Consider the following 23,267-nt stretch of genomic DNA (forward strand, 5'->3'; position numbering starts at 1 on the left):
TACTGATAAACTTTATCGGGTTTAATGAGATTATATAAGTGTGTAAGAATATGGAAAACTTACAGTGAGAAACGAAGAAATCGTGAGAAAACGGAAGATAATCTAGCCTATTTTTCCCAAATGTAGAAAAAACAGCTTGAAGATGAAATTGACAATGAGAATCACTATCAATATCTTGTTGTTAGACAAACCAACACGATGTGTACAACGACAAGGCAGTCTCTGCATGATCCGGCTTCGGGCGCAAAGAGTGACCCGCAGTTACACAGGAGGAGGACGGAATGAAAGTAAGTACGGAGTGGTATGAGCAAGCTGCAATAGCTTATGAACAGCGTGGTTTTTGGGAGCCACTAACACTTGGGCAGCAATTGCGCAAATGGGCGGAACAGTACCAGAACAAAGAAGCGCTGGTGGGGGACGAGGAGAGGCTCACTTATCGCGAGCTCGACAGCAAGGTGGATGCGCTTGCTTCCGGTTTTTATCACATGGGAATTCAAAAAGGCGACAATGTAGCCGTCCAGCTTCCAAATCGAATTTCTTTCGTACTGACTTGCTTTGCCCTGTTTCGCATCGGCGCTGTGCCGATTCTCGTATTGCCTGCCCACAGAGAGGCTGAATTGGACGGGATTTTTGCACTCGCGAAGCCAGTTGCCTACATCATTCCAGCGACGTTTCTCGGTTTTGATTATACGAAGATGGCAGAAGATTTAGTCAAAAAACATGCATCGGTCAAATTCGTCATGACGGATGGGGACAGCCCGATCGGGAGGAACTTGGCTGAAATAAGCGGACCGCCAATCGAGCTGGAAGCCCCTTCGTACAAAGACACTGCGTTATTGCTGTTGTCTGGCGGTACGACAGGGATACCGAAGCTGATTCCTAGAACCCACGCAGATTACGTCTACAATGCGAAAGCAACCGCAGCCCGTTGCCAACTGACAGAGAGAAGCGTCTATCTCGCAGTTTTGCCGATTGCCCATAATTTCCCTCTGTGCTGCCCAGGTATCTTAGGCACACTGTCCGTTGGCGGTAAGATCGTGCTATGTAAAACTACTAGCTGCGACGAAGCCTTTCCGCTGATTGAGAAAGAGCGTGTGACCATTACCGGTCTCGTGCCTTCGATCGTACAAGTATGGCAGGAAGTGCTGGAATGGGATACAGAAAGCGACCTGTCGAGTCTGGAGGTTCTTCAGGTTGGCGGCTCCATGCTGGATGATAATCTCGCCAGTCGCATCACGCAAGAATGGAAATGCAAGCTCCAGCAAGTATTTGGGATGGCCGAGGGGCTCATCTGCTGCACATCACTGGATGATCCAGAGTCGATCATTACCAGCTGCCAGGGCCGTCCGATTTCTGAAGGGGATGAAGTGCGAATCGTGGATGAGCATGGAAACGATGTCGCGCCAGGTGAATACGGAGAATTGATTGTGCGGGGACCGTATACGATTCGCGGCTACTACAGAGCGGAGGAACAAAACCGCGAGAGCTTTACGCCTGATGGCTTTTATCGCTCTGGGGACAAGGCTAGAATCACGCCAGAAGGAAATATTCAGATCGGTGGACGGATCAAAGAGCAAATCAACCGAGCGGGAGAAAAAATCATGCCGGCTGAAGTAGAAACGTACCTGCGCATGCACCCAGCAATTAAAGACGCGGCACTGATCACACTTCCCGATCCAGTACTGGGCGAGAAAAGCTGCGCATTTTTGATCACCGACGACGAAACGATCAGCCTGGCGGACGTCCATGCCTTCTTCCAGGAAAAAGGGGTGGCACGCTACAAAATGCCGGATCAAATCGAACTCATTGATTTCTGGCCGCTGACCAGCGTCGGAAAAGTCAATAAAGCCAAGCTAAAAGAACTGGCGTTAGCGCCAAAGTCAAAGGCGAAGCCAGCGGACATCGCCTATCTGGAAGAGACGTTTGCTTTTGCAGGTGATGCGCATATGGCAGCGGCGCTGATTGCAGAGCGCAGCGGGTATGAAAACTACCTGCTCTATGAAAACGGAGATGAGCTATCGCTAGGAATGGGGATTCATGCGCTTCTCTACGTGGATGGGGAGCAGACGACTTTGACTTATCGCAACGAGACTCTCCGTTTCGACAACAACGAGCTTAGTGAGACGCTCGAAAAAGCAATGGCACAGGTGCCGATTCAAAACTGGCGCGCTTATGGAACCGTCAATTTTGGCATGGCGCGTTATTATCAAGGTTTGCCGCTCATGCCAGAAGAGGATGGCTTGCTCAAGCTATTTATTCCTGAGGTTGAGCTGCGTTTCAACAAAGGCACGGTCCTATTGAGAGCCTTGCGTGAAGAGAAGCGGAGCGAATTCAGCCAACTGCTACGCGAGCTGTCTATGAACACGCAAGCTGAGCAACAGCTGACCCAAAGAGTGGACAAGCCAAAGCTGTCCGTCCCACAAGCCGATACATACGACGCTGAAGCCTACATGCAAAACGTGGCCGAAGCTGTACGCGAAATACAGGAACGCAAATACCACAAGGTCATCTTGTCGCGAAAAATTCCGCTTGATCACGAGCTGGATCTGGTTGCGAGCTATATTGCTGGCAGACGAGTGAATACGCCGGCACGCTCTTTCCTCGTTAGCTTGGATGGTCTCGGTGCGGCTGGTTTTAGTCCGGAGACGGTAGTAGAAGTCGATAGCGACGGATGGGTGAGCACCTTCCCGCTCGCGGGAACACGGGCAAAAGGCAACAGTGAAGACGAGGCGAACAGGCTCAAGGAAGAGCTGCTGAATGACCCGAAGGAAATTGCCGAGCACGCTGTTTCCGTCAAGCTGGCATTCGAAGAGCTGAAAATCGTTTGCGACTCAACAAGTATCGTCTTGAGCGATTTTATGTCAGTAGCTAGCCGAGGAACGGTTCAGCATATCGCTTCTCGCTTGAAAGGGAAGCTGAAACAAGAATGCAATTCGTGGGATGCCTTCCGCGCATTGTTCCCAGCTGTTACCGCTTCGGGAATCCCGAAAAAAGAATCGATTGAAGCGATTGGCAGATTAGAGACGGTGCCACGAGGTCTGTACAGCGGATGCGTCATGACTTTTGACAGCGACGGTGCCATGGATGCCGCTCTTGTGCTGCGAACGATTTATCAAAAGGACAAGCAAGCTTGGCTTCATGCCGGAGCAGGTGTCGTCGAAATGTCTTTGCCGTCCAGAGAACTGGAAGAAACGCGTGAAAAACTGAGCAGCTTCTCCAGGCAGCTGATTGGAAAAGAATAGGGGCTTGCACGAGAGAGGAGGGAACGAGGATGTCCAAAATGCTCAATGACAGTCAGACCGCAAGTCCCGCCGCTTCCTTGAGCTATGAGGAGATGAAGAGGCAAATTCAGGCGTTGCTGCCCGCGCCTATCGCGTTTTCCGATGATCAAAACCTGATCGAGCTGGGGCTGGATTCCTTGCAAATGATGAGGATGGTCAACAAATGGCGTAAGGAAGGCGCAAAGGTTACGTTTGCCGAGCTGATCGGTGCTCCTACCTTGCGTGATTGGCAGGCGTTGCTGCAAAAAAGTAGCCCGGCGCTTCCCCGTGTGGACGAAAGGAAAGCAGATGTGGAAGTACAGGTGAATGTGCCCTTTCCACTCACGGATGTGCAATATGCTTATTGGATTGGACGCCAGGATGATCAGCCTCTCGGAGGAGTCGGGTGCCATGCGTACTTGGAAATAGACGGTGCGGGCGTGGAGCCGGATCGATTGGAAACAGCGTGGGGCAAGCTGCTGATGCACCATCCAATGCTTCGGACTAGATTTTTGGCAGATGGACAGCAAGAGGTGATGAGTGCCCCGACGGCCACTGGTGTAGTGGTTCATGATCTGCGGTCTTTTTCTGAGGGCGAATTGGCACGGGAGCTAGACCGTATACGAGATCGGTTGTCTCATCGTCGTCTGGCGGTGGAAGCGGGAGAAGTAGCCGGTTTGGAGCTGAGCTTGTTGCCAGAAGGCCACACCCGCATCCATTTTGATCTGGATTTGTTGGTCGCTGACGTACAGAGTCTGCACATCGTATTACGCGATTTGGCGGCAGCTTATGCACGAGGCAGCAAGCCTCTTGCCCCGACCAACTGGAGCTTTGCCAATTATCTCGGGCAAGAGGCAGAGCGTCGGGCACAGGACAGACAGGAAGCAGCCCGCTATTGGCAGGAGCGCCTTTCCACAATGCCGGGAGCGCCAGGGTTGCCGTTGAAGGAAAAGCCGGAAATGATCAAGTCGCCTGTTTTTACGCGACGGACACATTTCATGAGCGCAGCCGATTGGGCACTTTTGCAAAAACGATCCGCAGCACAGCGGGTCACACCAGCGATGGTACTGTTAACGGCTTATGCAGAAGTACTGGATCGCTGGAGCACCCATTCGCAGTTTCTCATCAACATTCCGCTATTCGATCGCCAAACCGGAGACGTTGGCATTGAAGACGTCGTTGCCGATTTTACCAATCTGCTACTGCTTGCGGTTGACATGCGGGAGCCATCCTCTTTTCTGGCGCGGGTGGGATCTGTCCAATCGCAGTTTCATCAGGATGTAGCACATGCGGCTTACTCCGGGGTTCAGCTACAGCGCGACTTGGCGCGTGTCCGTCAGGGAGAGCGGGATTTTGCCCCTGTGGTGTTCGCGTGCAATTTGGGTACGCCGCTGATCAATGACGAATGCCGCGACACGTTGGGCAAGCTCTCTTACATGATTTCGCAAACGCCGCAAGTATGGCTTGATTTCCAGTCGTATGAAATGGACGGCGGGCTCCTGCTGGCGTGGGATGCAGTTGATGAGCTGTTTCCTGACGGGATGCTTGACCAAATGTTCGGCGCTTTTTACCAGCTGATAGACTCCTTGGTGATGGAGGACAATGACTGGCAAGGCGCATCCGTGCTGCTTCCCGATTTGGAACAGAAGAGGAACGATCCATCTGTAGACGATTCACAACCGCAGTCGAGTCAATGCTTGCACAGTGCCTTTTTTGCCTATGCAAAAGAGAATCCACACGAGCTGGCATTAATCGATAGTCATGCTTCCACTACTTTTTCGTATGGAGAGTTAGCGACGTACGCATTGCAGATTGCAGCGTATCTCCAAAAGCAAGGAGTTGAAGCAGGAGACCCTGTGGCAGTCAGCCTGCCGCGCGGAATCGATCAAGTCGCTGCGGTTCTTGGTATCGTGGCACGAGGAGCATGCTACGTCCCGGTTGGGATTGGACAGCCGTCTACAAGGCGTGAGCGCATTCATCAAAAAGCGGGGATTCGCTATGTGCTTACGGATACGGAGCAGGCGAAAACGCTGGAGTGGACGGAAGACGCTGTTGTTCTGTCTGTTGCGGATGCTTTGAATGTTGTACCGCTTGCTGAACCCGTGCCGATTTCTTTTGACAGCCTTGCCTATATCATCTTTACTTCTGGCTCTACGGGTGAACCAAAAGGAGTAGAAATCAGTCATACCGGGGCATGGAACACCATTTCAGAAATAAACAGACGCTACGGAGTCGGGCATACGGATAGGGTTTTGGCGGTTTCCTCACTTGATTTTGACCTGTCTGTCTATGACCTGTTCGGATTGCTCAGTGTAGGCGGCTCGATTGTGCTCATAGGGGAAGAACTGCGACGGGATGCGGCTCATTGGGCGAGACTGGTGGACCAGCATCAGGTGACGCTGTGGAACTCTGTGCCTGTGCTGCTCGATATGCTCTTAATTGCTGCGGAGAGCGGAGAGTACGAGAGCTTGCCGCTTCGCCTGACCATGCTTTCCGGGGACTGGATTGGCCTCGAGTTACCGCAACGATTGAATCAGCTCGCACCCAACAGCCAGCTTGTGGCGATGGGGGGAGCGACAGAAGCGTCGATTTGGTCCAACTTTTTTGATGTTACGTTGCCGTTGCCAGTTCATTGGACATCGATTCCGTACGGTCGACCGCTCGCGAATCAGGCTTATCGGGTTGTCGATGCGGGTGGACGTGATTGCCCTGACTGGGTAGAGGGAGAATTGTGGATCGGCGGAGCAGGTGTGGCAGTAGGCTATCGGGGTGATCCTGTACTAACCGCAGAACGCTTTGTCAGCTGGAACGGTTCACGCTGGTATCGGACTGGTGATCTCGGACGTTATTGGCCGGATGGGACCATTGAATTTCTCGGGCGTAAGGACTTCCAGGTGAAAATCAGGGGACATCGCATCGAGCTGGGTGAAATCGAATCGGCCATGAAGCAGCATCCGGGGATTCGCGATGTAGTTGTAACCGCAGTAGGTGATCCGCGCGAGAACAGGCAGCTGGTTGGGTATGTGGTGCCAGAACGGGAAAGCGAATCAGCGCTGTTTGATCGTATAGAGGCTGATCCGAAAAAGAGCGAAGAACTGTGGGCAGATGTCGTGGATACGGGTCGTGTGCAGACCTTGTCGGAGCATTTTGCAAGCATTAGACCGGAAGATTTCACCTCGTTTTGGGCGTACATGGAGCAACTTGCCGTTCGATTCATTTACCGCGCATTGGAGATGGCGGGAGTGAGATTTGAGCAACACGCCACCTATTCCCTCGATGATTTAATGCAGAGCTGCGGGATTCAAGAGCGTTATCGCGGGCTGGTCAGACAGTGGCTTCAAACATTGGAGGACGAGGGTTTTGTCCGTAAAGACAAATCGGATGTCTACAGCATCACACAGGAGAGCCTGACTGAATGGTTGCAAAGGTCGCAGGTCTCTCAGGTATCGCCCGCATGGGAACCGCATGCACAAGCCCTTTTACGTTACTTGGAAAAAGTCAATGACGAGAGTGCTCCGCTTTTGCGTGGTGAGCTTGACCCGTTGGCCCATTTCTTCTCGGAGGAATTAAGTTTGACTCCGAATGATCTGATGCAGACACTCCCTGGTGTAAAGCAGCGTGACAGCGCGGCACTGGCGTTGATCGAAAGGCTGATCCACCGTCTTGGGGAAAGGTCTGAATCGGGACCGATACGTGTGCTGGAAATCGGGGCGAGGAGCCTAGCGTTGACGGAATCATTGCTGGCTGTGCTCCCGGCAGATGCGACACATTTTACATGCACAGACACCTCGACTTTCTTTACGAATGCAGCAAAAACGAGGTTCCAAGAGTACCCATTTGTGCACGATCAATTGCTGGATATTAATAAAAGTCCACTATCTCAAGGTTTTGAAGCACATCAATTCGACGTTGTTATTGCCTCCGATTCCCTGCATCGTGCGAAAAACATCGGTCTGGCCCTCTCGCATGTACAAAGCCTTTTGGCTCCGGGAGGCATGCTAGTTTTGCTGGAGATGACCCGCAACAGTCGATTGCAGCAAATCAGCACGGCATTTCTCGAAGATGGCTTTACGCATTTCGAAGATGAGCGACGTAATGAACAGCTCCCCTTGTTATCGGTGGAAGCATGGCAACAAGTGTTGCAGCAGCAATCCTTCGCAAAAGTGGCAGCTTTCCCGGAACAGAACGATTTTGGTCAGCATGTACTGGTTGCGCAGTCGCCACTTCAAGCCAAGCGCTTCAACGCTGCACCGCTATCTGGCTTCTTGAGTCAAAAGCTGCCTGATTACATGGTTCCGACTGCTTTTCTTTTGTTGAACGAACTGCCGCTTTCAGCAAACGGCAAGGTAGATCGGCAAGCCCTGCCGACTCCTAACAGCCTGATGAAGGCAAAAGCAGAAAAAGCGTATACAGCTCCAACGACACCAATCGAAACAGCACTTGCGGCTATTTGGTGCCAGCTATTTGAAGTGGATCGGGTAGGCGTCACAGACAACTACTTCGAGCTCGGCGGGGATTCACTATTGGCAACCAGACTCAGTGCAATGGTTCGCAGCAAGCTTACGGTAGAGCTGTCGTTAGGGCGCATTTTTGAAAAGCCGACGATTGCCGGACTTGCCGAGCATGTGCAGATGCTTCTGGAGGAAAAAGGAACAGGGTCAGGCTTGCCAGCAATGGTGCTGGCTCCACAAGACAGGCATCAGCCTTTCCCGCTTACAGATATCCAGCAAGCCTACTGGGTCGGGCGCAGTGGTGTTTACGCCTTGGGTCATGTCTCCACGCATTGCTATTTCGAAATCGAAGGGCAGCACTTGGACCTCGAGCGGATCAATCGAGCTTGGCAACGATTAATTGACCACCATGAAATGATGCGTGCCGTGATTTTGCCGGATGGCTGGCGTCAGCAGATTTTGGAGCAGGTTCCTGCTTACCGGATCGAGGTCGCTGATTTGCGGAACCAATCGGCTGAAGAAGCTGAGTCTGAGCTGCAAGCGATTCGGGAGGAAATGTCCCATCAGGTATTGTCTACGGATGTATGGCCGTTGTTTGAGGTGCGCGCATCCCGCTTTGGCGACGAACGGGTTCGCTTGCATATCAGCTTTGACAACCTGATTTTTGATGGATGGAGCATGTTTCATCTCTTGAGCGAGTGGACGAGGCTGTATCATGAGCCGGATGCGCCATTGATACCACTAGATCTAAGCTTCCGCGATTATGTACTGGCGCAAGAAGCGCTCAAATCTACAGAGCTGTACCAACGCGATCTGGACTATTGGATGGATCGACTGCCGGATTTGCCGCCAGCACCACAACTGCCTTTGGCGAAAAATCCTGACACGATTACCGAGCAGCGCTTCCATCGTTTGGAAGCCAGACTCAATCGCCAAGCTTGGCAGCGGCTCAAAAAGCGGACAGCAGAGGTCAGTCTGACGCCTTCCGGGATACTGTTGACAGCGTATGCCGAAACCCTCGGTGCATGGAGCAAGAGTTCGCGTTTTACGATCAACCTGACGCAATTCAATCGACTGCCGTTGCACGCGCAGGTAGGCGAAATCGTGGGCGACTTCACTACGCTGACCTTGTTGGCAGTCGAGTTGTCCGCTGGCGAGACGATTTTGGAACGAGGCAGGAATTTGCAGCAGCAGCTATGGCGCGATTTGGACCATCCTTATGTGGGCGGAGTTCAAGTCCAGCGTGAATTGGCGAAGCAAACAGGAGAGCACAACGGTGTTGCCATGCCGGTTGTCTTTACGAGCGCATTGGGTGTAGAGCAGTGGAGTGGGTCTGACTCCGATGGAAAATGGCTGGGCAAGCTCGTCTACAACATCACGCAGACACCGCAGGTATGGCTGGACCATCAAGTGGTTGAGCAAGACGGCGAACTGCTGTTGATTTGGGATTCCGTAGAAGGACTGTTTCCAGAAGGACTCCTTGCCGACATGTTTACGGCCTATTGCGAACTGCTGCATCGACTGACAGAAGAGGATGCGGTATGGCAAGAGTCGGCACCGAGCCTGATTGCTGTCCCTCGACTGGAAGAAAGAATCGCCGCAAACGATACGGCTGCGCCTATATCCACAGAAACACTCGTCGGACTCTTTGACAAACAAGCTGCATGCCAAACGGATCAACCTGCCGTGATCTCCACTCAACGGATGTTGACCTATGGGGAGCTTGCCGATGCTGCTGACCAAATCGGGAAGTGGCTGCGTTCACAAGGAGTTCAACCAAATACGTTGGTCGCTGTCGTGATGGAAAAAGGCTGGGAGCAGGTCGTTGCCACGCTCGGGATTATGAAGTCCGGGGCCGCTTATTTGCCGATTGACCCGCTGCATCCAGAGGAACGACGCTCTCAGCTTTTGCATGATGGACAAGTACAGTTCGTGCTGACGCAGTCTTGGCTGGATGAGCGATTGGGCTGGCCTGCGGATGTGGAGCGGCTGATTGTGGACCAGATGACGGCATGGGATGAGGCAAGCACGGAGAACGCAGTGACTCCAGTTACCGGGCAGCCGGAGGATTTGGCCTATGTCATCTATACATCCGGGTCAACGGGCCTGCCAAAAGGAGTCATGATCGACCATCGAGGCGCGGTCAACACGATTGAAGATATCAATCAACGATTTGCAGTGGGGGCACAAGATCGGGTGCTCGCTTTGTCCAATCTGAATTTCGATTTGTCGGTCTATGACATTTTCGGCATGCTTGCCGCGGGTGGAACGATCGTCATGCCGGATGCTGATAAAGCCAAAGACCCTGCACACTGGCTGGAATGGCTGGAAACTGAGCAGGTGACGGTGTGGAACACAGTTCCGGCACTGATGCAGATGCTGATCGAATACGCCGTGGGGAGAAACCTTCACTTGCCGCAATCGTTGCGTCTCGTCTTGTTGAGCGGTGATTGGATTCCACTGGATTTGCCAGACAAGATCAAGTCGTTATTCCCTCACGTTCAGGTGATCGGTTTGGGCGGCGCAACAGAGGCCTCAATCTGGTCAAACCTTTTCAAAATCGAAGACATTGATCCTAGCTGGAAAAGCATTCCGTACGGTCGCCCGATGGTCAATCAGCGTTACCATGTACTGAACGAATCGATGGGGGATTGCCCCGTTTGGGTGCCGGGACAGCTGTTTATCAGTGGCATTGGGCTTGCCAAAGGCTACTGGAGAGATGAAAACAAGACGAATGAAAAATTCATCACGCATCCACAGACAGGAGAAAGATTGTACCGCACGGGGGATTTGGGCCGTTACTTGCCAGATGGCACGTTGGAGTTCCTCGGTCGAGAAGATTTCCAAGTGAAAATCAGAGGGCATCGGATTGAGCTGGGAGAGATCGAGACGGCATTGAAACGCCATGACGGGCTCAAAGACGTTGTCGTGGCCGTGCCAGATGACGGTGCGGATGAAAAGCGCTTAGTCGGGTATGTGGTGCTGGATCGCGAAAAGGATTCCGCGTTATTCGAAACAGAGCTGGCCGATCCCGCTGCAAGTGCTGCTCGATGGCAAGCGATCAACAGCATGAGTCACGCGCAGGCCGATACCATTCCTGCGAGTGTCGATGTGGAAGTCATTAAGCAATTCCTGCTGGAGGCTGACCGTGTAAGCACCGCCTATATGTGCCGCACGCTGGAGCATATGGGGATGTTCTCGCAAGTAGGAGAAAGCACTTCAATTGCGGAGCTCATGCATCGTTTTCAGATTCACCCCCGTTATCAGACCTTGCTTGCGCATTGGCTGGAAGTGCTGGTAGAAGAGGGCTTGCTGGAAAAACAAGCTGCGGGTACATACGTGAGTCTGCGTTCATTGCGTGAAGGTGTGCCGGATGTTGTTCTGTCCGCTTCCTCGCTTCGTACGGAAGCAGCACGTGAGCTCGAAGCCGTTTTCCGCCGCGACTATCCGTTTTTTATTGGTCTGTTAACGGGTGAGCTCGATCCGTTAGAGCTCTTTCTCGCCGACGATGCCTTCTTAACACCTGCTGGCTTGAGCCGCTTTGACCTGACAAGGGAGTTTTATAGCAGTCTTGCCGGGGCGGTGTTCGGCGGTATCGTAAACCACCATCCGTCTGACAAAACATTGCGGGTGTTAGAGCTTGGCACGAGAGCCGGTAGCTTGACGCAAACGCTGGTGTCCACCTTGCCTGCAGAACGCAGTCGTTATTTATACGTCGACGAATCCTCCTTTTTTACCGACAGGGCAAAGAAGGAGTGGGGAGAGCAGGCTCCGCTTGAATACGGTCAGCTTGACATGAACGTAGCACCGCTTGCGCAAGGCTATGATCCGCATTCGTTTGACGTCATTGTTGCGGACAATACGCTGCATCGCTCTCGTGATATAGGGAAAACGCTGGCGTACTTGAAAGGATTGCTCGCACCTGGGGGGCTTCTGTTCCTGGTCGAGTCGACGCGCAACAGTCGTCTGCTGCTGACCACTGTCGGCTTCTTCGAGGATGGGTTTAGCCATCTGGAGGATGAGCGCAAAGCCAATCATCTTCCTCTGCTTACGGCAGAGCAATGGCGAGCGGGCTTGGAAAAACAAGGCTTCACTAATGTCCTTGCCATTCCGGATAAAGCTCAGGTCGCAGAGGCGTTCGAGCGCCATCTGATTGTGGCGCAAGCACCGGAGGCGGTTCGTTTGTTCCAGCCGGAAAAATTGTCCGAAGCCTTGCGGAATAGCTTGCCTGACTACATGGTGCCAAGCGAGTATGTGCTGCTGGATGAACTGCCGCTATCCGCCAATGGAAAAGTAGATCGGAAGGCAATCACAAAGCTTGGCAAAAGAAAGGCAAGCATGCCGAAAAAGACGCATGTAGCGCCTTCCAACGAGCTCGAGGTCAAGCTCGCAGGCGTCTGGGAAGAGGTGCTTGGTGTAGCGGAAATCGGCATCCACGACAGCTTTTTTGCGCGGGGTGGAGACTCATTGCGCGCGATCCAATGCCTCAATCTTTTGAGAGAGAGATACCAAATAGATTTGTCTCTGCAAAGCTTGTTTGAAGCTTCTACGATCTGCACCCTTGCCGAGCTGATCAAGACGAGCACACAGGCAACGGAAGATCTCGCAGCGGATTTTGACGAGGGGACCATTTAAATAAAGAAAAACCGCAGATGAGAGAGGTGGGCTGCGACTCAGTGGCAGGCGCAGCCCCGCCTTTTCTTGAAAAAAATGCGGGGAGAAGGCTAGGTGGGAGAGAACGTTGGGTATCAAAAAGATTGGTATTTTGGGAGCGACTGGGGTTGTAGGCCATACAGCCTTTCAAACGATTTTGTCTACGACGAACTATCCGATTTTGCTGGGCGGCAGAAATTTCGAGAAGCTAAGTGAGCTTTTCACTGAAACGGGCGGTAGGCTGGAATGCCAGCAGGTGGATGTATTCAACGAGGAGGAACTGCATGACTTTTGCGGCCGAGTCGATCTCGTCATCAATTGTGCAGGGCCATCCAAGCAAATCGTTGATAAAGTTGCTGTCGCATGCCTCAAACATGAGGTTCATTACGTAGATGTGTCTGGAGATGAGCATCTGTATCAACAATTGCTCACGCGAAAGCAGGAAATCGAGGAAAAGGGACTGCTCTTTATCATCTCTGCTGGCGTTTACCCGGGGCTGTCGGAAGTCTTCCCAGCTTACGTCGCTGAAAATGATTTCGACGAAGTCGATTTGCTCGAAGTCTTTTTTGCAGGACAGGGCGGGTTCTCACTCAATGCGGCCTATGACATCGTTTGCAGCATTGAAGAAGATACCGGATGGGGAATGTCTTACTTCAAGCAAGGCGAAGTCAAAAAAATAGACGGGCCGTTCCACCGCAACTACACACTTCCGCATCCCGCTGGCAAGCGCGACACGTATCCGGTAGTGACCAAGGAATTCGGCCTCATGACCAAGCAGCATAAAATCGAATCCGCTTATTTTTACAACAGCTATCAAAGCAATGCCATCCTGAATCAATTTGTGATGATCAAGGCTTTGCAGCAATACAAGACCGAGGAACAAAAAAGAGCGTCAGCCAAGCTTCTGTTGGAACAGTTTGAGGCGAAGAAGTCAGGTGTGAAAGATTTTACGATGTTCCACCTGCATACGACAGGAAAGCGTGACGGTAAAAAAGTACGGGTCTTCTCCACTCTTCTGTACCCGGGCGACTGGAATCGGATATCTGGCATCATCGCGGCCTCAGTGGCCCACTTGATCGCGGAAGATCAGAACAGAAAAACAGGCTGCTTTTTCGTGGCAGAAGGAATATCGGCGACACGCCTGATTGATGCGCTTCGCGAGCAGCAGGTCGAACTCATGCATTCCATCATGGAAATGAAGTAGGGGTGACGTATGACAAAGAATCGTAAGTTGCGTACCGTGGTATGCGGTTCCCGCTTTGGACAGTTCTACTTGGAAGCGGTAAAGGCATTGCCTGAGCAGTTTGAATTGGTAGGCCTGCTGGCAAAAGGAAGTGAACGCTCACGTAAATGCGCCGAGCGAAATGGCATCCCGCTGTACACCGATGTCAATCAATTACCTGCTGACATTGATCTGGCTTGCGTCGTATTGCGTTCCACCGTGATGGGCGGCAATGGAACAGAGCTGTCGATCCAACTGCTTGCCAAGGGCATTCACGTCATTTCGGAAGAGCCGATCCACCACAAAGATTTGGCGCTGTGCCTAAAGCATGCCAAACAGAACGGTGTTCATTTTATGACGGGCGACCTCTACGTACATTTGCCTGCTGTTCGCCGCTTTATTGCTTGCGCTCGTACGATGTTGGCTGTGCAGCCTGCCTTGTACATCGAGGCTGCTTGCGCTACACAGGTGTCCTTCCCGCTCATGCACATTTTGCAGGAAGCCCTCCCTTCTATTCGTCCGTGGAAAATCAGTCATGTCATCAAGGATGAGGGGCCGTTTCAAGTGTTGATCGGACAGCTAGGCAAAATTCCGATTACGCTACGCGCCCACAATGAAGTCGATCCGGATGATCCAGACAACCATCTGCATTTGCTCCATCGCTTGACGATTGGTGTAGCTGGCGGGAGCTTGTCGCTTACAGACACGCATGGTCCCGTCATGTGGCAGCCGCGTCTGCACGTACCGGATCTTCCTGACATTCATGGTGAGCTGACAGTGTCTCCACCCGCACACATGCTGGAAAACAGTACACACATACTGGGACCACAGAAGACGCCGACCTATCGGGACATTCTTACGAAGCAGTGGCCGCAAGCTATCGGACGCGATTTACTCATCATGCGAGATAGGATCATGGGGCAGGTCGATAAGGCTGCGATGGAAACGCGCGCGCAGCAGGAGCTATTGTGCTCACGACAGTGGCAAGAATGGACGCAGGCATTGGGATATCCCGTGTTGCGCTCGCATGGCAGTCATGAGCCGTTGACGTTAGCGTCTCTCGAACAAGCAGCCTGGAGCATTCCGGACGACGAATTCCATGGCACTGCATCACCTAATGATGCGACGTTGGCGGAAAACAACGATGTTTTTGCATGCACGGCGTCTGCCGAGAGCGAGCTAAAAGGGATCGATGCTGTGCAGGTAAATACGTGCATTGAGCGACTGGATGTAGCAGCGGTGGCCTCCATGCTTCTTGCGCTGCAATATCGAGGAGCACTGACAGCGGGACAACATTCCTATACGGCGTCAGACATTTTCACTGCTGCAAACGTAGCAGAACGTCATCATCCAGTCATCAAGCGCTGGCTGCACATCTTGACGGATCGTGGCTACCTGAAATGTACCGCTGACGAGTATCAATGCGGCATTCAGATGACGCGAGAGGAAGTAGAACGACGGTGGGATTTAGCCAAAAACGCTTGGAATGGCAAGCTGGGCTCACCACTCGTCATGGACTATCTCAAGGACAATGCGGATCGGCTGCCACAGCTGATGGAGGATACCCAGCAAGCTGCTTTGCTGCTATTTCCTGAGGGGCGCATGCATGTTGCCAATGCGCTTTATCGGGACACCCTTGTGGCGCGTTATTTGAACAAGTCGGTCGCAGAAGCAGTAGCGCGGATCGCGTCTACGACCAACTCGCTTCGTATCCTGGAGGTAGGCGCTGGGACTGGAGCAACGAGTGATGTGGTCGTGGACCGCCTGAGGGCGTCTGTTTCCAAAGGACTGAATGTGGAGTATGTGTACACGGATGTGTCCCACTTTTTCTTATCCTCTGCACGGGAACGCTACAAAGCTTGCCCGTGGATGAAATATCAGGTAGTTGATATCGACAAAGATTTGTTTGCACAAGGTCTCACAGAAGGCAGCTTCGATATCGTAATTGCGGCAGGGATGTTGAACAACGCGCGGGACACGGATGAAGTCATCCAAGGGCTGTTGAAGACCCTTGCTCCGGGAGGCTGGATGATTATTACGGAGCCAACTCGAGAATTCGTAGAAATGCTCATCTCCCAAGCTTTCATGATGACTCCACCAGTAGATGATAGGAAAAATACGCAATCGACCTTCATGACTGTCCAGCAGTGGCTCGATGTGTTTCAGCGGGCAGGCGTCAAGGAGCTAGCGGTTTTGCCTGAGGAGTCTCACCCATTGGCACCACTTGGACAAAAGCTGTTTCTCATCAAGAACAACATCGATGTTGGCGTACGTCAGCAGCTTTCCCCAACCGAAAACGAAATGGCCAAGCTCATTTAAATAGGAGAGTGTGCATATGCCCCAAAACCTCAAGACGAGTAGCGTCGAGCTCTTGATGCGCCTACGCAGAGATGGAATTTTTTTATGGGAGGAAAATGGGAGCCTGCGTTATAGAGCCCCAAGAGGAACGCTTGCAGCGGATGACTTACAGGCGTTAAAAGAACAGAAAGCAGACATTCTCGCTCTTTTGCGAGCCGAATCCCAACCGGTGAAGGTGGTACCAGATCCAGCAGCGCGATTTGTGCCTTTTCCCCTGACAGATGTGCAGTCTGCTTATTTGCTGGGCCGGTATGAGCTGTTTGGCTATGGTGGCGTGGCGTGCCATATCTACATGGAGCTGGACTATCCCGAGCTTGATCCGAAACGGGCGGAGGATGCGTGGAACCTGCTCATTGCAAGACATGACATGCTGCGCGCAACCATTGATCAGAACGGTCAGCAGCGCATTCTGGAGAAGGTTCCGCGTTTGACGATTACCTATACAGATACAAGTGACATGGATGAGCAAGAGGCAGGAACAAGGCTCGATGACATACGCGAAGCGATGGGACATCGCGTGTATGATACAGCCAAATGGCCGCTGTTTGATATCGGCTTGACGAAAACGAGCGACAGGGCTGTACTCCATGTATCGATGGAATTTCTCATTGCGGATTGGGCGAGTATTTGGCTCTTGCTGGGTGAGTTTGAGGCCCTTTACAAAGAACCGGGAAAAACATTGCCCGCGTTGCCGATTACGTTTCGTGATTACGTATTTGCCGAACGCAGCCTAAGAGAGACTACGGCGTATGGCAGAGACAAAGCGTACTGGCAGCAACGGATCGATGCATTGCCACAGGCTCCAGACCTGCCAATGGCGAGACAGCAGACCCAGAATGGAGACGCACGCTTTCGTCGTCGCTTCATTCGGTTAGATAATGCTTCGTGGGATGCCTTCAAGCGGCGTGCCCAGCAGCGAGGATTGACGCCAACCTCCGCAGTGATGACAGCCTTTGCCTCTGTGATCGAGCGCTGGAGTCGAAACCGTGCGTTTTGCCTGAATTTGACGTTGCTGAACAGACAGCCGCTGCATGAGCGAGTCCATGAGATTGTCGGGGATTTCACATCCGTCAATTTGCTTGCGGTTGATTGGGGATTGGAGCGTTCTTTTCAGGGGCGGGCGAAAACCATTCAAAAGCAGTTGTTTGAAGATTTGGATCACCGTTTGTTTTCCGGCGTGGAGGTCATGCGCGAGCTAGCGCGCAGGCGCGGGCGTGAAGCCGCTCTGATGCCAATCGTATTTACGAGCGCGATTGGGTTAGTGGAACCAGCGGAAGGCGGTCAGCTACAGGGCCAAATTGCTGGTCATGGCATCAGTCAAACACCGCAGGTTTTCATCGATTGCCAAGCCATGGACAGCTCGGCAGGTTTGCAGGTGAACTGGGATGTGCGGGAGGGTGTTTTCCCTCTGCATGTCGTTGACGACATGTTTGATACTTTTGCAAAATTACTGCAATCTTTGGCGGGCAGTGAGCAAGTGTGGGAGGGAGCTGACGAAATTGCGTTGCCAGACTGGCAGCGAGAAGAGCGTCAGCAGGTGAATACGACCACCGCAGCTTTACCAGAGTACGCCTTGCATCAGCCAATCGTCACGCAAGCAATGACGACGCCAGATCGTCTAGCCGTGATTGACAGTGAAGGACAGATTTCCTATGCAGAACTGGTGAAACGAGCTGCCGCAGTAGCAGGGAAGCTGAAAGAGCTGGGCTGCCGCGAGCAAGACCGCGTGGCCATCGTGATGGAAAAAGGCGCGCATCAAGTCACAGCCGTACTCGGTACATTGTTTGCCGGAGCCGTCTATGTACCTATTGATCCGAAGCAACCCGAGGTGCGGCGACAGGCCATGATGGAACAGGCGGACATCCGTTATGCCTTGACGGTATCTGCCAACCAGTTGCAATGGTCAGACTCTATTCAAAAGATTGCAGTAGATCAAGTAAGCCCACAGCATGAACCATTGATACTGCCTGACCTAAACCCGGATTTGCCTGCGTACATCATCTATACGTCTGGCTCCACGGGACAGCCCAAAGGGGTCGTCATCAGCCACCGTGCAGCAGCGAATACAATCGAGGACATGCTTCGCCGTTTTGCGATCACGGAAAATGACCGCGTACTTGGCCTTGCCCAGCTGAGCTTTGATTTATCTGTCTACGATATTTTTGCCACGCTTTCTGTTGGTGGTGCGGTCGTGTATCCTCATCCCGATCGTCAAACGGACCCGTCCCATTGGAGTGAGCTGATAGCCGGGCATGACATTACCGTGTGGAATTCTGTGCCGGCCCTGATGCAGATGCTGGTCACGTATTTGGATTCTACGCCAACTGTCAAAGTTGACAGCCTGCGACTGGCCTTGCTTTCCGGTGACTGGATTCCGCTGACGCTGCCTGATCGGATGCAAAAATATCTGCCTTCTGCACAGATCGTCAGTCTCGGCGGTGCTACGGAAGCATCGATCTGGTCGAACTACCATCTGTACAACGGATTGGAAGCAGACTGGAACAGTATTCCGTATGGCCGCCCCCTCGCCAATCAAGGCTTCCGCGTCCTCGATTCACAGATGCGCGATTGCCCAGTGTGGGTGATCGGGGATCTGTATATTACCGGAGCTGGCTTGGCGGAGGGCTATGTGGGAGATCAAAGGCTCACGGAGGAAAGGTTCTTCTCTCATCCTATGGATGGAGAGAGACTGTACCGAACGGGTGATTTGGGCCGCTACACACCCAGGGGCGAAATCGAGTTTATTGGTCGCGAAGACAATCAGGTCAAAATCAGAGGGCATCGGATCGAGCTAGGTGAAATTGAATCGGCCCTGCTCAAACATCCTGCTGTCGCCGCAGCTGGTGTCGTGCTGGATGGAGCGAGTGACGAGCCTGTTTTGCTTGGGATTGTGGAAAGCGCCCGCAGGATGGACCTTGACCTTGAAGCGGAAAGAGCAGAATTCGCGATGCTCGTAAATGGGATCGGTGAAGAAACGGGCATTGAGGTCAATCAGCGCATTGTTATGCTTTTGCAACAGATTGCGCGACAGTATACGAGCAAGCCTCTACGGATATTGCAAGTCGGCCCAGGGAACGGGGCATTGACAGAGCATGTCTCGCAAGCGTTGGAAGGCTATGATGCAGAGTATATAAGTATGGAAACAGTAGAAGAAGAGTATCGGGCACAAGGACTGGCACCGAATTCGTTCGATGTGGTGTTCGCTGCGGGAGCGATAGATAGCTCCGACATGGGCAAGCTGAAAGAGCTGATTTGCCCGGGTGGGTGGCTCATTCTTGCCAAGTGGACAGAGCCGTCATGGATAAGTGAGTTGCAGAAGGAAGAAGACGGTCTTGTGTTCGTTTTGCAGAATGAGGGAGAGAGTCATCTGCTCGCTCATCGTGTGAAGCTGGACAGGGTGAGGGTCAGTGGCGCAGAGCTGGAAAAATTCCTTTCCCTACACCTGCCTGGCTATATGCTGCCTGCTCATCTGCAAGTCGTAGATGCATTGCCGCTTACCGGAAATGGAAAAATAGATCGCCGCGAGCTGGCAAAATGGCGCCTTGCATCGTCGTTCGGACAAAATGCTGCTATGGACGCTACAGAGGTGGCTGAATCTGATCCATTGGAAGCGCAGCTTGCTCACGTCTGGGCAGAAGCATTGGGAGTCTCGAGAATCGGTCGAACACAAAGCTTTTATGAGTACGGTGCAGATTCCCTCATCATGGCGCAGGTAGCCGGAAAGCTGCGCGACAAGCTGGCGGAGGACTCGACGCACGCTGCCATCCCGTTTGATATCTTGCTCCGGCAAATGCTCAACTTCCCGACCGTGGAAGCACTGGCTGGTTTCATACACATGCGCAATCAGGAGATGCAGCAGAGTGAGGAAGTCGCATTTCTGAAAAAACGTAACAAGTCGAGCAATGCCGTGCTGATTCCATATGGCGGTGACGAATCTGGGCCGCTGCGGGTTGTGTTCCATGCCGTTTTGGGGACGATGGACAGTTTTCGTCCATTGATTGAACAGCTCAAAGCCCAACAGACAGGAAGCATCGTCGGGATCGCTATTGACGATGGTGAGCGTTATTGCGCGCTAGAGCCTTCCGAGCTGATAGAAACCGTGGCAGATGATTATGCCGAATGCTTGATCGACATTTTGCGTGAAGCAGAGCAAAGGCCTGTACAGCTTATCGGCTATTCCTTGGGCGGATTGATTGCTATTGAAGTGGCGAGAAGACTCGGGGAGCAGGGCGTCTCTATTCTGGACCTGGTCTTGATCGACATTCCTCCGATCCTGACAGAAGTGAACGACGATCTCTTGATTGAGGCACTGTTTGTTCCGAACCTGAACATCACGCAGGAACAGGCTGGTTTTGGAAAAGTGGATGAGCATGAATTCGCCCGGGCGATTTTGCAGCTTGTAGAAAAATACGGGGATTGCATCCCACAAGGCTCAGCGTGCACCATCGGTGGAGACGAGGGGCTAGACCAGGTGGGAGAGATGTTCCGCAAATTATCCGCGTTTGACAGAAGAGAACGCTTCACTGCTTATGTTCATGCGCTAGGCAAAGCATCAGGGGAACAGATGCCAGTGGAAATGGCAGAGGGCTTGTGCAAAGTGTTTGGGCAGAGCTTTAAAGCAGCTCGCTATACTCCTTTGCCATATATGGGAGACATTCGCTTCCTGCTGGCTCGTGAGCCGTTTCAATTTTTGCCAAGCACGAGCGAAGAGACCATCGCTTTTTGGCAAGATATATGCATTGGAGAACTAGAAGTGACAGAAATCGCCGGCAACCATTATAGCTGCATGGTAGGAGAGAATACGGTCAAGCTGGCGGAGCTGTTAGCAGTACCACTCGGCACCAAATAACTTCTTCGTTTAGCAATCAAGACAGCGGTAGACAAGGACGACAAAATAACGTCCTTTGTCTGCCGCTGCTCTTTTTCCTCACCGCAAGAATCACTCCTAAAAAATAGAAACCCTCATTTGTTCATCACGTATTACTACAGTGAAATCCAGCCCTAACAAAGTGAGGTGTCGTACATTGGCAATAGAGATATCGAAAGTTAGTACTTCAAGAGGGAAGGTACAATATCATTGTAGCGGAAACGGCAAACCCAATATCGTTCTCATTAACGGTGGTTCAGGACCCATAGAAGGCTGGATGAAAATACTATCGGATCTTTCAGAGACTTCATCTGTCTTTTCCTATAATCGTCTTGGTGTTTCGGGGAGTGATAAGCCGCAAGAACCCCAAGATGGACTTACGATTGTAGAAACGTTACGGGAGACATTAAAGATAGTAGGTTTTGAACCCCCATTTTTGCTAGTCGGACACTCATTAGGGGGATTATATTCAAATTTATATGCCCGGCTTTACCCCAACGAAGTAGCTGGCGTTGTCTTTTTAGAATCCAGCCATCCGAAAGATATCGGTCTTGAAAAATATCAAGGTAAGGTAGTCAAAACAATAAACAAAATGCTCTCCATGTTTGATTCCTTGTCTCCCCATAAACGATTCAATGAAGTTCATTTTGTCAAAAAAACAGTGGAACAAATCCATGCAATCGAATATTTTCCCGACATACCTGTTTACGTGATTACAGGTGGAAAAGAAAATCGCATGATGCCAGAGGAAGTACGCAAAAAACGAATCGAGCATCAGTTGGAACTGCTTTCATTATCTAGCAACAGCAAACATATCCTCGCTGAAAAAAGTGGGCATTTTCCTCAATTTACCGAGCCAAGAGTCGTCATTGATACGATCAAAGACTGTGTTGAACAAATACAATCAAAAATGTTGTAGCCCACCTGCCAAGCCGCGCTTTGCTACTCATTCGTCAGCCAGTTATTGCATTTCCTTTGTAGCAAATGTGTAACGGAGCTTTGCCTCTATTCGTGATATCCTGAAGCTAGCAGCAATTCCGATCACGCAGAAAGGAAGAGGTCCATGTCAGCTGAGAAAGAGTCCCGACTCTGCCAACGCTCCAAACAGATTCATAACCGAACGTTTGTCGTGACCTGCAAAGAGTTTTTGGTGAAGCAAGCAGACTTTCTGTTGGACGTATTCGCCGATGTAGAAGACGAGATTGGTCCTATCAAGAACGGTGCGAAAATTCAGGTAGGCTGGACCATTCTGCTGGTTTTCGAACGGGATGGGTATTTGGAGATCGTAGCACCCGATTACGACGCGAATCCTTTTTCCGAAACAACTTCTGACCTGTCTGTGTCCTTGGTCGTGCAAATGGCGCAAAACAACTGTTTGCAAACCGTGCGAGCAGAAGGGGATGCTGCTTTGTTCCAAGACAAAATTGTGGTGGCAAAAGGTGCATTTGAACAAGAACACGTCTATTTGCAGCGTGCAGAAGATGTTCGAAAAGGTGACTCCGGGTGGTATCTCGGGCCTGTGGAAGGCGAAGTAGACAGTGACCAGCTAGAATCATATTACGTTTACCAACTGCTAAAGCTACGTCCGTCTCTTTTGCAAGCATTGGCTCTGCCACGAGGCTACATTGTCGTTTTCCAAGGAGATCAAATCGAAGCAGTCTTGGACGAGCACGATGAAAATGTATGGCCGACACTCCATTAGCGGCTACTATTTAACGCCGCCGATACTTTATTCACGAGCTGATCCGCTTGCCGTGTCGTTTCGGGCAAACGATAGTTGGGAGAGAGCTTGGTGATCCATGCGCATGCAGTTGGCAAAGAGATTCCGTGTCCGATTGAGACGAATATTGGTTTGATATTCGGTTGTGTGCGCAAGACTCCGCCGATGATCTCACCTTGATCAATCAAAGGGGAATACACACCTCTTTCCTGTGCTGGTTCTTCGTATTCTCCTAGCAGTCTCGTTTTTCCACAGCCAATGGTAGGAATGTCAAACAGGACGCCCAAATGACTGGCTAGTCCGAATCTTCGGGGGTGAGCGATTCCTTGCCCATCACAGACGACGAGCTGCGGTGTTGTTTTTAGCTCCTTGAATGCACGTACCAGTGGAGGCAGCTCTCGAAAAGAGAACAAGCCAGGAATATACGGGAATTCGACGGTGTCTTGAATGACGACAGACTCTACGACTTGCAGGGAATTGGCGTCGAGGATCACGACACCAGCGACTAACAAATCAGACTCGGCATGATAGGCGACATCTACTCCGGCGACGAAGCTTACGTCCGCTAGTTGATCTTCTTTTTTCACTTGCTGGGATAGTTGTCGCTGTAAGTTGATGGCCTCTTGCTCATCAATGTTCCAAGGATGTTGGATAATTGGCTCCATCTGGTTACCTCCGGATGATAGAAGATTTGTTCATTATATCCAATGAAACCATTGCGCTCCAAGTCTTAGGA

8 protein-coding genes are annotated in these 23,267 nt (G+C 51.7%); 7 read left to right on the forward strand and 1 reads right to left on the reverse strand.

All coding sequences use genetic code 11. The annotated features are described in order from the left end of the window. Positions 1 to 281: 281 nt before the first annotated feature. The 7 genes from HP399_RS08550 (at position 282) to HP399_RS08580 (ending at position 22,513) form a co-directional block, all read left to right on the forward strand. Positions 282 to 3,242: a salicylate synthase gene (locus HP399_RS08550; protein ID WP_173618714.1), complete on the forward strand. Its 2,961-nt coding sequence runs from the start codon at positions 282 to 284 to the stop codon at positions 3,240 to 3,242. A 29-nt stretch (positions 3,243 to 3,271) separates the two neighbouring features. After that, the gene (locus HP399_RS08555) at positions 3,272 to 12,346 is read left to right on the forward strand and encodes a non-ribosomal peptide synthetase (protein WP_173618713.1); all 9,075 of its coding nucleotides are present in this window, start codon (positions 3,272 to 3,274) and stop codon (positions 12,344 to 12,346) included. A gap of 106 nt (positions 12,347 to 12,452) precedes the next feature. Beyond that, positions 12,453 to 13,568 carry a saccharopine dehydrogenase family protein gene (locus tag HP399_RS08560; RefSeq protein ID WP_173618712.1) on the forward strand — a complete coding sequence of 372 codons (1,116 nt, stop codon included), beginning with the start codon at positions 12,453 to 12,455 and terminating at the stop codon, positions 13,566 to 13,568. Between the two features lie 9 nt (positions 13,569 to 13,577). Beyond that, positions 13,578 to 15,905, forward strand: coding sequence for a bifunctional Gfo/Idh/MocA family oxidoreductase/class I SAM-dependent methyltransferase (locus HP399_RS08565; RefSeq protein WP_173618711.1), 2,328 nt, complete (start codon positions 13,578 to 13,580; stop codon positions 15,903 to 15,905). Positions 15,906 to 15,921: 16 nt separating this feature from the next. Continuing rightward, positions 15,922 to 20,793: a non-ribosomal peptide synthetase gene (locus HP399_RS08570; RefSeq protein WP_173618710.1), complete on the forward strand. Its 4,872-nt coding sequence runs from the start codon at positions 15,922 to 15,924 to the stop codon at positions 20,791 to 20,793. 175 nt (positions 20,794 to 20,968) lie between these two features. Beyond that, positions 20,969 to 21,730, forward strand: a complete 762-nt coding sequence (locus HP399_RS08575; RefSeq protein ID WP_173618709.1) for an alpha/beta fold hydrolase — start codon at positions 20,969 to 20,971, stop codon at positions 21,728 to 21,730. 144 nt (positions 21,731 to 21,874) lie between these two features. Further along, positions 21,875 to 22,513: an immunity protein Imm33 domain-containing protein gene (locus HP399_RS08580; RefSeq protein WP_173618708.1), complete on the forward strand. Its 639-nt coding sequence runs from the start codon at positions 21,875 to 21,877 to the stop codon at positions 22,511 to 22,513. Here HP399_RS08580 and nfi read toward each other — a convergent pair. Then, on the reverse strand, positions 22,510 to 23,196 hold the full coding sequence (gene nfi / locus HP399_RS08585; protein ID WP_173618707.1) for a deoxyribonuclease V: 687 nt from the start codon (positions 23,194 to 23,196) through the stop codon (positions 22,510 to 22,512). The genes HP399_RS08580 and nfi overlap by 4 nt on opposite strands. Positions 23,197 to 23,267 lie beyond the last annotated feature (71 nt).

The organism is Brevibacillus sp. DP1.3A (genome assembly GCF_013284245.2).
Taxonomy (GTDB): domain Bacteria; phylum Bacillota; class Bacilli; order Brevibacillales; family Brevibacillaceae; genus Brevibacillus.

Excerpts from the sequence above, each read along its gene's own strand:
- HP399_RS08570 (WP_173618710.1), top strand. The coding sequence starts at position 15,922 with ATGCCCCAAAACCTCAAGACGAGTAGCGTCGAGCTCTTGATGCGCCTA.
- HP399_RS08565 (WP_173618711.1), top strand. The coding sequence starts at position 13,578 with ATGACAAAGAATCGTAAGTTGCGTACCGTGGTATGCGGTTCCCGCTTT.
- nfi (WP_173618707.1), bottom strand. The coding sequence starts at position 23,196 with ATGGAGCCAATTATCCAACATCCTTGGAACATTGATGAGCAAGAGGCC.
- HP399_RS08555 (WP_173618713.1), top strand. The coding sequence starts at position 3,272 with ATGTCCAAAATGCTCAATGACAGTCAGACCGCAAGTCCCGCCGCTTCC.
- HP399_RS08580 (WP_173618708.1), top strand. The coding sequence starts at position 21,875 with ATGTCAGCTGAGAAAGAGTCCCGACTCTGCCAACGCTCCAAACAGATT.
- HP399_RS08550 (WP_173618714.1), top strand. The coding sequence starts at position 282 with ATGAAAGTAAGTACGGAGTGGTATGAGCAAGCTGCAATAGCTTATGAA.